General features: G+C 36.9%; 11 protein-coding genes and 1 pseudogene. 3 read left to right on the top strand and 9 right to left on the bottom strand.

Annotation, left to right across the window (positions count from 1 at the left end; translation table 11 throughout):
* Positions 1-125: 125 nt before the first annotated feature.
* Positions 126-1811 (top strand): multicopper oxidase family protein, encoded by a 1686-nt coding sequence (locus PLX19_RS03100; protein WP_272187048.1) that lies wholly within the window; start codon positions 126-128, stop codon positions 1809-1811.
* A 153-nt stretch (positions 1812-1964) separates the two neighbouring features.
* On the opposite strand, the gene PLX19_RS03095 is transcribed toward PLX19_RS03100, so the two are convergent.
* The 3 genes from PLX19_RS03095 to PLX19_RS03085 all read right to left on the bottom strand — a co-directional run bounded on the left by PLX19_RS03095 (position 1965) and on the right by PLX19_RS03085 (position 6299).
* Entirely contained in the window at positions 1965-2468 is a 504-nt protein-coding gene (locus PLX19_RS03095; protein WP_272187047.1) for a DinB family protein, read from the bottom strand.
* A gap of 377 nt (positions 2469-2845) precedes the next feature.
* Positions 2846-3952: an alpha/beta hydrolase gene (locus tag PLX19_RS03090; protein ID WP_272187046.1), complete on the bottom strand. Its 1107-nt coding sequence runs from the start codon at positions 3950-3952 to the stop codon at positions 2846-2848.
* A gap of 55 nt (positions 3953-4007) precedes the next feature.
* Positions 4008-6299, bottom strand: a complete 2292-nt coding sequence (locus tag PLX19_RS03085; RefSeq protein ID WP_272187045.1) for a glycoside hydrolase family 3 C-terminal domain-containing protein — start codon at positions 6297-6299, stop codon at positions 4008-4010.
* A gap of 295 nt (positions 6300-6594) precedes the next feature.
* Between PLX19_RS03085 and PLX19_RS03080 the strand changes: the two genes are divergently transcribed.
* A complete protein-coding gene (locus tag PLX19_RS03080) occupies positions 6595-7830 on the top strand; it encodes a helix-turn-helix domain-containing protein (RefSeq protein WP_272187044.1) in 1236 nt (411 codons plus the stop codon).
* A gap of 178 nt (positions 7831-8008) precedes the next feature.
* Entirely contained in the window at positions 8009-9049 is a 1041-nt protein-coding gene (locus PLX19_RS03075) for a S66 family peptidase (RefSeq protein ID WP_272187043.1), read from the top strand.
* A gap of 102 nt (positions 9050-9151) precedes the next feature.
* On the opposite strand, the gene PLX19_RS03070 is transcribed toward PLX19_RS03075, so the two are convergent.
* The 6 genes and pseudogenes from PLX19_RS03070 to PLX19_RS03045 all read right to left on the bottom strand — a co-directional run bounded on the left by PLX19_RS03070 (position 9152) and on the right by PLX19_RS03045 (position 13227).
* Positions 9152-9292 (bottom strand): hypothetical protein, encoded by a 141-nt coding sequence (locus PLX19_RS03070; RefSeq protein ID WP_272187042.1) that lies wholly within the window; start codon positions 9290-9292, stop codon positions 9152-9154.
* A gap of 211 nt (positions 9293-9503) precedes the next feature.
* Positions 9504-10634, bottom strand: a complete 1131-nt coding sequence (locus PLX19_RS03065) for an MFS transporter (RefSeq protein WP_272187041.1) — start codon at positions 10632-10634, stop codon at positions 9504-9506.
* Between the two features lie 94 nt (positions 10635-10728).
* Positions 10729-11355: an FMN-dependent NADH-azoreductase gene (locus PLX19_RS03060; RefSeq protein ID WP_272187040.1), complete on the bottom strand. Its 627-nt coding sequence runs from the start codon at positions 11353-11355 to the stop codon at positions 10729-10731.
* Between the two features lie 197 nt (positions 11356-11552).
* Positions 11553-11894: pseudogene (locus tag PLX19_RS03055) on the bottom strand (DsbA family oxidoreductase); the annotation flags it as partial.
* A gap of 27 nt (positions 11895-11921) precedes the next feature.
* Entirely contained in the window at positions 11922-12506 is a 585-nt protein-coding gene (locus PLX19_RS03050; protein ID WP_272187038.1) for a DUF3238 domain-containing protein, read from the bottom strand.
* Between the two features lie 136 nt (positions 12507-12642).
* Positions 12643-13227, bottom strand: a complete 585-nt coding sequence (locus tag PLX19_RS03045) for a DUF3238 domain-containing protein (protein ID WP_272187037.1) — start codon at positions 13225-13227, stop codon at positions 12643-12645.
* Between the last annotated feature and the right edge of the window lie 18 nt (positions 13228-13245).

Below are 13245 nucleotides of genomic sequence, written 5' to 3'. Positions count from 1 at the left end.
TATTTTTATATTATTATGATTTTAAATAATCGTAAAAGCCTAATAAAAATCCGTCTATACCGTCATACATTAAATTCATATGATATATAACAAACAATATTTAATTTTTAAAAGGAGGCAGTTCATTGTCTTTAAAGAAATTTGTCGATGCCTTACCAATTCCTCCTGTCTTAAAACCAGAAGGTACCTCTAATGGAATTCCATTTTATGAGGTAACGATGAAGCAAATCAAACAACAATTACATCGTGATTTACCGCCAACTACCGTCTGGGGGTACAACGGTATGTACCCGGGTCCTACATTCGAAGTAGAAAGAAATCACCCTATTTTTGTAAAATGGAAAAACAAATTGCCCTTTGAACACCTGCTGCCCGTTGACACAACGGTTCATGGTGCGGAAGCATCCGTACCTTCTGTTCGGACGGTTGTCCATTTACATGGCGGCCGGGTTCGTCCAGAAAGTGACGGTTATCCTGATGCATGGTTCACAAGAGATTTTAAAAATGTTGGGCCAAAATTTGTGACTGATGTCTACTATTATCCAAACTGTCAACGCCCGACAACACTTTGGTATCATGATCACGCCCTTGGCATCACTCGGTTGAACGTTTATGCAGGTCTTGCGGGCTTCTACCTTCTCAGAGATGAAGAAGAGAAACAATTGAATCTTCCGAGTGGAAAATATGAAATTCCTCTGGTTATCCAGGATCGTTCGTTCTATGCCAATGGTGAACTATTCTATCCATCCCAACCAGGAAATATGGCACCACCAGCACCACAGCCACCTCCACCAATCAATCCTACGTTACCAAATCCGTCAGTCGTCCCTGAATTTTTCGGTAACACAATTTTAGTAAACGGAAAAGTATGGCCTTATCTTGAGGTTGAACCGCGGAAATACCGGTTCCGCATCCTAAACGGCTCCAATTCTCGTTTTTATCGTATACAGCTGAGCTCTGGGCAAAATTTTGTCCAAATCGGCACAGATGGAGGCCTTTTGGAAAAACCAGTCAAAGAATCCGAAATCATCCTTGCCCCTGCAGAGCGCGCCGATGTCATTATCGATTTTTCAAACCATAATGGTCAGAGTATTATTTTAACAAATGACGCACCAACACCATTCCCTGACGGCGATAGTCCTTCTGAAGATTTGAGACAGATTATGCAATTTCGCGTGAAACAAACATGCTACAAACCTGACAAAAGCAAAATTCCAGAAAAGTTGAGTTGCTTGGAACACCTGAATCCGCAGGATGCTGTAACTACACGAAAAAACACTTTACTTGAAGCTACTGATAAATTTGGACGCCCTATGCCATTATTAAACAACATGGAGTGGAGTGCACCCATTACAGAAACCCCGTATAATGGAACGATAGAGATTTGGGAGCTGTACAATACGACACCAGACACTCACCCGATTCACTTGCACCTTGTCAATTTTCAAATTTTGAATCGCGCTGTATTTACTGGCGATCCAAATGGTTCTAATCTTAAAGTTGGACCGCCAATACCACCCGATCCAAACGAAAGAGGATGGAAGGATACGGTTCGTGCCAATCCCGGGGAAGTGACCCGAATTATTGCACGTTTTGGTCCATTTACAGGAACCTATCCGTGGCACTGTCATATTCTTGAACATGAAGATTACGATATGATGAGGCCATACGAAGTGTTAGCTAATCCTAATTTTAATCCTTGTGAACGTGATCCAGAACAATGTAGCGATAACGCCTTTTCTCAATGTTTTGACTGCTATAAACAACGTAAACATAAATGCAGTAAACAACGCCGATACGATGATGATTAATATTCAAATTTAGTTATATTTTTTTAGCAACATTATAAAAAGAGAAGAGAAATAACTATTCCTTCATTTCTCTTCTCCTTAATAACCTTAAAATTAAGGGAAACCTATACTATAAAGGTTTCCCTTAATTTGTCGAAGTATGAATTTGTAGTACTATAGTGGTGGATTTTCCACACCTAAATGAATCCAATCTTCTTTTGGTGGACCATAAACTCCAAATGGCTTTATTCTCGCTTGACGCATAAGAACGGTAACTTGTCCACGATGATGAACAATGTGCTTAATTAACCCCATTAGGATTGAAGCATTTGATTCCTGTCTTCCAAATGCTTCTTGTATTTGTTTTAGGGATTCATCTGTCCATTGTTCTTCAATAACTTTTGCTACATCGAGACTTATCTTTTTAAAGGTTTCAGCAATTTCCTTCGCTGAGGTTGGTACACTTTCTGCATTTTCTGCTCCCTCTATCTTCAACCCGAAATGAGCTAAATACTCCGGAATATTTGTTGTAAAATGCCACGCAATCCTCCCCAAGGTACGACCTTCTGGATAAACTTGTTGTTGTAATGATTCATCTGTTGAACCATCCAAAACTTTTTGAGTTAGTAACGCTTCTCTATTCCATTCATTAATAAAGTCTGAAATTGTTACATACATAAATAATTCCTCCACAATCAAATTTTTTCTCGAAATATAGTACAAAACATTCGTTTCTATATCTCAATTTCCCTTCTTGAGTTAGCACTACTAATCATTAGACTTGCTTTTTTATGTAGTAATTTATCCCTATACTCACCTTTGCAATCGATAAGAACATATGTTCTTATCCTTATAATATCAGGAATTCAGGAAAACTTCAAATAGACGGCAATCATTTTTAATACTAATGAAAAAAAACAAAAAAACCATTCACAATAAAATGGTTTTGAACATTGTTACTTGTTTCCTCATCATGACAATCAGCTTTTCCTGTACACATACTTTTTATATTGGAGCTTGTTCAAAAAACGTATTTTTGAACAAGCTCTTTCTAATTAAGCAAACACTCTCTTCATCTCTTTCGCAATTTCATTCATTAAATCTTCCGCCTGCGGATATAGACCAATTTTGTCCATAAACGCATGATCTGTGCCGTTATACTGAATCAGCTTCGTAGGAACGCCGCTGCGTGCAAGTTTTGCCGCGTAAGCTTCGCACTCTACTTTTAAATAATCAAATTCGGCAGTTGCAATTAATGTTGGCGGCATGCTGCCTAACTGATCTGACAGCAATGGAGAAACGTGAGAATCAGTAATTTCCGCTTTACTTTGCAAATAGAGCTGGAAAAATAACTCGCCGCTTTCAGCCAACCCTTTAATCATTGGAATGATAAGCTCAGAATAGTTATGAATCTCATATTGGTCGAGGCTCCAGTTGAAATCCTCAGTTTGAACGCCAGCCATATTCACTGTTGGGTAAATAAGCGCTTGGAACTTAATCATGTCCGTTCCCTTTTCAATATCCATGAGCGTGCACACCGTAGCTAAATTCCCACCCGCACTGTCTCCAGATACAGCAATTTGCTGTGGGTTCACACGAATTTCTTCAGCGTGCTCATACACCCATGTTACAGACTCGAAACAATCTATCAGTCCTGCTGGATATACATGTTCAGGCGCTAAACGATAATCAACAGAAATGACAACGGCGCCTGCTTTTTCTGCCAATGATTTACACGGATTTTCTACAACATCAACACTGCCACCTATGAAACCTCCGCCGTGAAAGAAGACAACCGCAGGCAGAATCCCTTCGTTAGCAGGCGTATAAATTCGCAATGGAATCGGTCCATTTGTGCCATCAATTGTTTTATAAGTAGTTTCAACTTTACTTTTCGTAACGTTGTCATTGTTCCAGCCCATCATAGCCCGCATTCCTGTAACAAAACCGAGAGTATCTGAAGGATCAAATGACTGGTTTTCCATCGCAGCCATTTTTTCGGCCGCTTGTAAAGTCACTTGGAGAACACGAGGATCTAATTCGCCGATTGCCTCAGAATCAGGAATTGGTTTCGCAATAAAATCGAAGCCTCTTTTTTTAACAGTTGGCATTTCCTCGCTCAATTTTGAAACTAGATTAACGTAAGAAGTTGTATTACTCATCATTACCGTCTCCTTTTTGATAGTTTTAATTATGGACAGAAAACTAATTCACCGTTTAATGATTCATTTGCTCATGGTTTAATAGCTCAATTACTTCGCTCAACATTTCCTCTGTAAAAGCGCCTGCGCTAAAGTTCACCAATGCACGTAATGGCATATCGTTCAGCATGGCATCCATCAATTCGGAGGTATCGCTATCCCCTTCAGTCATGCTAGCAAGCGGACTACCTTCTAACGCCTTTACCATAAGCTCTTTTGCAATTGGTGCTAAAATTTGGTCCGCAAACAAGTCTCCAAGTAACGTATTACGGTGTACTGGTTTGCGGATTACAACCGTTGATTGAACATAAATGCTATCATTCAAGACAATCTCTCTGGAAGACTTTCCTACTAAAATTTCAAACTCACCTGTTTCAACATGCCAATCCTTCAATTCAGCGTTATAATAAGCAAATGATCTTTTAGCTAACGTAAAAGTAACCGTTTTTTCTTCTCCCGGCTGTAATTCCACTTTTTCAAAGCCTTTTAGCTCTTTCTCAGGACGGATCATACTGCTTTCCACATCTTTTATATAAAGCTGAACAATTTCTTTACCTGCAGAATTGCCAGTATTTTTCACGTTTACACTGACAGAAACAGTATCCGTATCTTTTATTTCTTTCTTATTAATTGAAAGATTACTATACTCAAAGTTTGTATAGCTTAACCCAAAGCCAAATGGGAACAATGGTTCAATATTTTTCGTATCATAATAACGGTATCCAACGAACATGCCTTCTTTGTATTCCACTTTGTCACCTTCACCAGGGAAGTTTAAGTAAGAAGGATTATCGCTTAGAACTTTCGGGAATGTTTCCGCTAATTTTCCGCTTGGGCTCGCATCACCAAATAATAAATCAGCAATTGCTCCGCCTAGTGCTTGTCCACCTAAATAGCCTTCAAGTATTCCTTTTACTTTCCCTATCCATGGCATTTCAATTGGAGCACCATTACTTAAAACTACGACAATATTACTTTGAACTTCTGCAACTGCTTCAATTAATTGCACGTGATTTTCTGGCAGCTGTAAATGCTTCCGGTCATATCCTTCTGATTCATAACGATCTGGAAGTCCAACGAATAGAACCGCTGTATCTGCTCCAGTTGCTACTTCCTTTGCTTCCTTAATCATATTTTCATCTAAAGCATCGCTGGCAAGATCATAGCCCTGAGCAAATAATACATTCGTATTTTCACCTGATACAGTTTCGATTTCTTCGAGAATGCTTTCAAGTTTTGTTGGATTAATATGAGAGCTTCCGCCGCCTTGATAGCGAGATGTCTTTGCGAACTCCCCAATAACAGCTACCGTTCCTGCTTTTTTCAATGGAAGAATGTGATCTTCATTTTTTAACAAAACCATGCTTTCGCGTGCGACTTCTCTTGCAAGCTGATGATGCGCCTCCTTACTATACACAGCGTTTTCTCGATGATTGTCAGCGGCTTTAAAAATAATGTTAAGAAGACGCTCTACTGCTTGATCAAGCTTTTCTACAGATAGCTGTCCACAATTAACTGCATCAACAATCTTCTTCTCACCAATCCCAAAGCTCGAAGGCATTTCTAGTTCTAAACCGTTCTCTAAACTTGCAACGCGCTCATTTACTGCACCCCAATCAGAAACGATAAAACCTTCAAATCCCCATTCATCCTTTAAAATATCATTTAACAAATAGTTATTTTCCGAAGCATATTCACCATTCACCTTGTTGTAAGCACTCATTACTGTCCATGGCTGTGCTTCCTTAACAGCCCCCTCAAAACTAGCAAGATATATTTCACGCAATGCTCTCTCATCAACAATTGCATCTGTCGACATTCTGCGATGTTCTTGATTATTAGCCGCGAAATGTTTTAATGATGTTCCAACTCCTTGACTTTGTACGCCATTAATATGATTTGCAGCCATTTGAGAGGATAAATAAGGGTCCTCTGAAAAATATTCAAAGTTTCTTCCGCACAGCGGCGAACGCTTAATATTCGCACCAGGTCCAAGGAGAACACCGACATTTTCAGTCTGACATTCCTCACCTAATGCAACTCCTACTTGTTTTATTAATTCTTTATTCCACGTACTCGCTAATCCCACTGCTGATGGGAAACAAGTAGCTGGGACACTATTATAAATCCCTAAGTGATCTGCTCCCTCTGCCTGTTTTCTAAGCCCATGCGGTCCATCAGTTACCATAATTGAAGGAATTCCCAATCGCTCAATCCCTTTTGTATTCCAAAAGTCTAATCCAGAACATAGACTTGCCTTTTCTTCTAGTGTCATTTGTGAAATAATTTGCTTAACATCTCTTTTCATGATAATCCTCCTAGTCAAAAGATTACTCAGTAAGCGCTTTCTTGAATCTATTATAGTTTTTATTTTTTTGATATTATGGTATTTATTTTAGAATAATTGTAAAAATTTTAGCTGATGTTATATAAATCCCTGCTACACAGAACAAAAAATGATCTACACTCGCTTCCTCTCTTTGTTTTAAAGCCTTGCCTGTGGCAGGAAAGGGCCTTGACCACTTCTATGCATGGCATTCTAAAAAGAACGGAGGTTTTATGTCTATATATTGGCTGAATTGTTAAAAATGGAGGTTAAAATAATGAATTTCTCCAAACAAGAGGATTTATATTATATTTGTAAGCTGGTCTTTAATATGCATAAAATACCTATCTTTTTTATTGATAACAAGGGAGCTTTAGTATTTGAACTCTCCCGCAATTTTCAGCATAACCCCTTGTATTCTTCAAAAGAGGAGATATTTCGGCAACTATTTAGAGAGGAAATTTTCTATCGTTTTCCAGTACTGAGGGAAACCTCCTGCCTTGAAAACTTTTTCTCAATTAACCTGCGTTCAAATGACCAACTTAGCGGGAACATCATTGTCGGTCCTGTCCTTTATTCGAGGCTATCAGAAGTATCAATTAAAGGAATCATTAATGATCTTCATCTCAAAATAAACAAGGATGAAATGGTTCGATATTATCATTCTCTCCCTGTTTTAAGCAATTTGAATTTTTTAAATGTGAGCATGGTCCTTTATTACATGCTGTATCAACAAAAATTAGACATGGTTGATATCCTGCAAAAAAATATGTTGTTAGAAAAGGAAAAATTCGAAGTGGAACAGCCAGATATATGTATATCGGAACGCCGTCAAAATTTAATGACTCATATCGATCCACTGGCTGAGAAGAAAATCTTTGCGTGTGTTAAAGAAGGGAAAAAGGATGATTTAATTCAAAACCTAAGGGGATTACTTGAATCAGAGAATCTGGGGGTGTTATCGAAAACGAGTCACCTGCGAAGCCAAAAAAATTCCGCCATCGCAGCCATCACGCTTGCGACTAGAGCTGCCGTAGATGGTGGACTATTCCCTGAAATCGCATATACCCTTAGTGACTTACTCATCCAAAACCTTGAAGAAATAAAAGAAAGTAAGGCAATTATTCCATTTTTGGAGAATGCTTTACTTGAGTTCTCGGAACGAGTAAAAAATGGGAAGATACACAAGTATTCGAAACCAATAAACGCATGCCAAAATTATATATTCACTCATCTCTACGAAGATATTACACTTTCTCATTTAGCAAAAATAGCTGCACTAAATCCTAGTTATCTATCTGTTCTTTTCAAAAAAGAGGTAGGGGTTTCACCAAGCGAATATATCCAACGTGCCAAGATAGATGAGGCAAAAGTCTTAATAACCTATACAACACATTCTTTGTCAGAAATTTCCACACTATTAAACTTTCATGACCAAAGTCATTTTACGAAAGTCTTTAAAAAATATACTGATGTTTCACCGAAACAATTTAAAAATGGGTGTGTTACATAGTTTAAAAAGGTTTATCATACTTGCAATAACAGTCTTCCCTCGTTCAACCAACAGATTCATTTATAGAAACATAAAAGACAACACCTTAAAGTCAGTTTCTTTTTATATTATTTCGTTACTTTAAGTTATCTACATTTGTACGTGTGAAATCAAATTGTTCGAAAGGAGAGAGAAAACAATGAAACTCAGCAGATTACAAAAAGGAGATTTAATCGGGATTTATTCTCCTTCATCACCCGCAACTTATACAGCACCTAAAAGATTTGAACGGGCAAAAAAATTCCTAGAGAACAAAGGTTTTAGAATAATAGAAGGAAATTTAACTAAAAGACATGATAACTACCGGTCTGGAAGCATTAAAGAGAGGGCAGAAGAACTCAATGAATTAATACGAAACCCTAACATCAAATGTATCATGTCAACCATTGGTGGCATGAATTCTAATTCAATATTGCCTTATATTGATTATGAAGCTTTTATAAAAAGCCCGAAAATCATGATAGGTTATTCTGATGTTACTGCAATATTACTTGGGATATACGCCAAAACTGGAATCCATACATTTTATGGACCTGCATTAATCCCCTCATTTGGTGAATTTGAACCATTTGTTCACTTTACATACGAATATTTTAGTGACATGTTAGAGGAGAAACAAACATTACCATATACGATTAAAAAGCCGCCGTATTGGACGGATGAGTTTATCAATTGGGAAGAAAAAACGAAGGAAAAACAACGTATAAAAAATGAGTGGATCTGTGTAAATGCTGGAAAAGCAACAGGACGATTAATTGGAGGAAATTTAGACACTTTAACTGGCATTTGGGGTAGCGACTATATGCCAGAAATAAAAGAAGGAGATATTCTTTTTATCGAAGACACATCAAAAGATGCTGCTACTATTGAAAGAAGTTTTTCGTTATTAAAACTCAATGGAGTATTTAATAAAATTTCTGGTTTAATCCTTGGGAAACATGAGCAATTTAATGATAGTGGTACAAGTAAAAAACCATATGAGATTCTATTAGAGGTTTTAGATGGCATTAACATACCCTTTATTGCAGATTTTGATTGTTGCCACACTCACCCGATGTTAACCGTTCCAATTGGTATGAAAATAGGGATGGATGCAACAAATAAAACAATAATGATCCTTGAAGAGTGGATACACGAAGTCTATTACATACAAAAGGCTAATGAAACTAAACGTGGATGAATCGGGCTTTTTCATAATAGATTCATATTCTATTATTTCAGGTATACATAATCAATAAAAAAGAAACAATCCCCTTTGTTATAAGTGATTGTTTCTTTTTTATTAGTACTCAAATGGCAAAATAGACATTAAATCTACTTCTTCTGTTTCTTCTTTAGGATTCATTGCGACTTCGCTACCTTCAAAAGACATACTCGTTAGCATTGTGAATGCTACTAAACTTCCCATAAAAAGTTTTTGCATATGTTCTCTCCCCCCCCCACAGGTTCTCTATTAATATAGCATGAAGAAATATTTGGATAAAATGCAATATTGCATATGTTTTTTATATTTTCAGATAAAGGCAATTGTGTTACAATAAGTTCTCCATCAAACCGTTTTAGTGGTTAGTCATCATTAACCTCTAAGAAAAAAAGCCCATTTTTTAATGGGCTTTTTTTCTTAAATTAAAATATTATTTTAATGTCTTTTTCACAAACAAAACGAAAAGCAACAGACTAATAAACCCAGATATAGCACAAACAGTAAATAGCATTTGATATCCCATGGTTTGTGAAACAAGTCCTAAAATCATGGATCCTAAGCCAATCCCCAAATCAAAAGCAGTAAAAAATGTAGCGTTTGCGACCCCTCTTTTCTCTGATGGAGCTAATCGGATCGTTGCTACTTGAAGAGCAGGTTGTGCTGATCCGAATCCAATTCCGTACAAAATAGCTGTAATAACTAGTCCTACAATCCCTTTTGTCATTGTTAGGACGAATAGTGCGATTATCAGTGTAATAAGCGCAGGAACAATAATGACCCCTTCTCCATGTTTATCGGATATCTTCCCGGCAAGTGGTCTAATGACTGTAAGTGTGACAGCATAAACTAAGAAAAAAGTACCGGCATTAACTTGAATTTTTGCCGCAAACAATGGTAAAAATGTTGTAATGCCACCAAAAGTCAGGGATAGGAAAAATGTAACAACAGCGATTGGTAAAACTGTTTTTTCGAAAAATGATATTGGTTGTTTTGCTGCACTTTGAACTGCTGGTATTTTTGTACCAAGCGCAAGTATGAATGCAATAACCGCTAACGCTGTGCATAGAAGGAATAGATAATGAAATGAAAATGATTTTGCGACCCAAAGACCTAATATTGGTCCTAAAGCCATGCCTAAAGTCATTGCAAGTCCATACCACCCCATGCCTTCTCCGCGACGAGATGGTGGAATCACATCCGTCACAGCTGTTCCGATCGAAGTTGTAGCAAATGCCCAGCTGATTCCATGAAGGATACGTAATACCACTAAAAATATAACTCCTGTTACCCAATCATAAAAATACATTGTAATTGCAAAAAATAGTAGCCCACTTATTATAAATACGCGCCTGCCATATCGATCCATTAATCCTCCAACAATCGGACGTAAAATGACTGCCGATATGGTAAACACTCCTATAATAAATCCAACTTGAGATTCACTTCCCCCTAATTGTTTAATAAACATAGGCAGTGTTGGCATGAGTAAATAAAAGCCACTAAATAGTAATAGCGCTGTAATTGTCAGCATAATATAGTTCTTTGTCCATAAACGTTCCATTATAATGTAATCCTTCTTTCTATCGTTTCATATCTTACAGATGAGCAAATAAAAAAGCAGTACCATCGCTGGTACTGCCATAGTGTTTTGTTAATTAGAACGTACTTGCTACTTTCATAGCCTTTTCAAGTCCTGCAGCAATGATTTCTTCTGCTTTATCAGGGAATTGGTTGTGACCTTCAATCACTACTTTCTCGATATCTTTTACACCGAAGAAACCCATCATGCTTGCTACATATTTAACAGCCATTTCTACTTCAGCTTTTGGCCCTTCAGAATATACACCGCCACTTGCGTTTAATAATGCAATTCTTTTATCTCCAATCAGACCTACTGGACCTTCCGCCGTATATTTAAATGTTTTGCCCGCACGGTTTAAGTAATCAATATATGTGTGTAGTACGGCTGGGATTGTTAAATTCCATAACGGGAAACCAAATACAACTTTATCAGCCGCAAGGAATTGATCTAAGTATTTATCAGCAACAGCTACTGCTTTTGCTTCCTTTTCTGTTAACTCAAGTCCTCTACTCGCCTTAAATGTGCCGTTAATCATATCTACTCCTACATACGGCAATTCTTCATTATATAAATTAAGCTCTACCACTGTATCATTTGGGTGGGATTCTTTATAGCTCGCTAAAAAAGCCTCATATAATCTCACACTCACCGCCTGATCTGCTGGACGATTGTTTGCTTTTACAAATAAAACTGTTGTCATTCTCTTTTCCTCCTGTTACTCATTCTTACGTTGTTCTATATTTACTCATTAAAAATGGGTATTCCATTTCTTTTTTAACAAAAACAATGTAGTCAATTAAGTTGACTATATTACGAATATTACAATAAAATTCAAACAAAGTCAACCTAATTGACTTTGTTTGAATTTTATATATAAATCATCAAGTATTTATAGCATTAACAATCTCCATATACATTACATTGCAATTCATCCAACTCATTTTCTTTACCCTTTTCTAGTTCTTGATCAATCGCCTTTGCTAATCTTTCTTTGCTAGTGAATCCTTGAATGACCTCGTCACCAATAATGAACGTTGGAACAGCCATAATTTGCGCTTCTTCATGGGCATGTTTTAGAGCTTTTTGATGCATTTCTCGGTACTTTCGTGATACTAATGCTTCTTTAAATGCATCCTGAGAAAGTCCCACTTCCTCGGCCAATTTTGTTAAAACTTCGATGTCTTCAATATTTTGTTCTTCTTGGAATATACCTATTATGAATACAAATTTCTCTTCGTTCGATGACAATGTAGTATCACATTGACTTTACAATATCTTTTTAAAGCTATACTCCATTTCTCCACCTAGAGCTTCAGCTGTATCACCAGTTTCTCTGAAATCATGTGTATGAATTTGTTCAAACGGACCAAAATCTGTTTGTTTATAAAATTCATAGCAAGGGAATCCGTCATGTGTACCTTCAATATCAACAGTACCACCTTTTTTGACATGTACAGTTAATAGATAGTCAACGGGAGGTGCATATACATTTAATGGGTTGCTAGCACTTGCACTCATTTGAAACTTGACGTCATCAGAATTCCATACAATATTCGTGCACAAAATATTTTCTGTACTCGCTTTTCCTGTTCTTTTATTAACGGAACCATCTGAAGTTGTAACTCTTTCTGTTGTTATACCCGTATTCGCATATGTGAAAATTTCTTTTTTGTAAAAATCTACAACTACTTCTTGTTCAATTCTGGAACGCATAGCGTTTACAGCATATGGTGTAAATTCACGTGAGTCACCTTCGAATTCGATTACGTTTCCTGTTTGAATATCCTTCTTAGGTTCAGTCCAAGACATTGGAATAAATACACTTGCTCTAATTTTAACGATATTAGTCATGAGACACACCTCTATAATTTTATTTTAGGTAATTCATAACATGGAGCCACCCTGCAAAACAGGTCGCTATTTCTTTCGCATAATCAATTACTATTCCTTTAGTTTAAATAGCGACTCTTCTGATTGATATTTATATCTATATCATCGTTTTAAAACTGTATTCCATTTCTCCAGCTAACGCTGCTGGAGTGTCACCAGTTTTTCTGAAATCATGTGTATATATTAATTCGAATGGACCAAAATCTGTTTGCTTATAAAATTCATAGCAGGGAAAACCATCATGAGAACCTTCAATATGCAAAGCTCCACTTTTGCTAGCACGTATAGTTAATAAATAGTCAGCCGCAGGTGCTGCTGCATTTAAAGGATTGCTGGCACTTGCACTCATTTCAAAAGAAACTTCATCATCGCCCCACACAACATTCGTACATACAATGTTTTCTGTAGTTGTTTTTCCTTTTTTATGCTCAATAGAACCATCTGGATTTGTAATTTTCACAGTTACGATACAAGCATTTACATGTGAGAAAATTTCTTTTTTATAAAAATCAATAATCACTTCTTGCTCTAATCTTGACCGCATTGTGTTTACAGCATATGGTGTAAATTCACGTGCATCACCAGTATATTCGAATACCCTTCCTGTTGCAGGATCCTTAATAGGTTCCAACCATGCATATGGTGCAAATACACTTCCTCTAATTTTCACGATATTAGCCATATGAAACCTCCATAATGT

The sequence above is a fragment of the Bacillus sp. BP-3 genome, from assembly GCF_028401955.1.
Classification (GTDB): Bacteria; Bacillota; Bacilli; order Bacillales; family Bacillaceae_G; genus Bacillus_A.
This window is presented reverse-complemented; position numbering and strand designations above follow the sequence as displayed.

What these genes read in the sequence shown, in the direction of transcription:
- PLX19_RS03095 (WP_272187047.1), bottom strand. Translation starts at nt 2,468, where the DNA reads ATGTATGTAACAATTTCAGACTTTATTAATGAATGGAATAGAGAAGCG.
- PLX19_RS03090 (WP_272187046.1), bottom strand. Translation starts at nt 3,952, where the DNA reads ATGAGTAATACAACTTCTTACGTTAATCTAGTTTCAAAATTGAGCGAG.
- PLX19_RS03085 (WP_272187045.1), bottom strand. Translation starts at nt 6,299, where the DNA reads ATGAAAAGAGATGTTAAGCAAATTATTTCACAAATGACACTAGAAGAA.
- PLX19_RS03080 (WP_272187044.1), top strand. Translation starts at nt 6,595, where the DNA reads ATGAATTTCTCCAAACAAGAGGATTTATATTATATTTGTAAGCTGGTC.
- PLX19_RS03075 (WP_272187043.1), top strand. Translation starts at nt 8,009, where the DNA reads ATGAAACTCAGCAGATTACAAAAAGGAGATTTAATCGGGATTTATTCT.
- PLX19_RS03070 (WP_272187042.1), bottom strand. Translation starts at nt 9,292, where the DNA reads ATGCAAAAACTTTTTATGGGAAGTTTAGTAGCATTCACAATGCTAACG.
- PLX19_RS03065 (WP_272187041.1), bottom strand. Translation starts at nt 10,634, where the DNA reads ATGGAACGTTTATGGACAAAGAACTATATTATGCTGACAATTACAGCG.
- PLX19_RS03060 (WP_272187040.1), bottom strand. Translation starts at nt 11,355, where the DNA reads ATGACAACAGTTTTATTTGTAAAAGCAAACAATCGTCCAGCAGATCAG.
- PLX19_RS03050 (WP_272187038.1), bottom strand. Translation starts at nt 12,506, where the DNA reads ATGACTAATATCGTTAAAATTAGAGCAAGTGTATTTATTCCAATGTCT.
- PLX19_RS03045 (WP_272187037.1), bottom strand. Translation starts at nt 13,227, where the DNA reads ATGGCTAATATCGTGAAAATTAGAGGAAGTGTATTTGCACCATATGCA.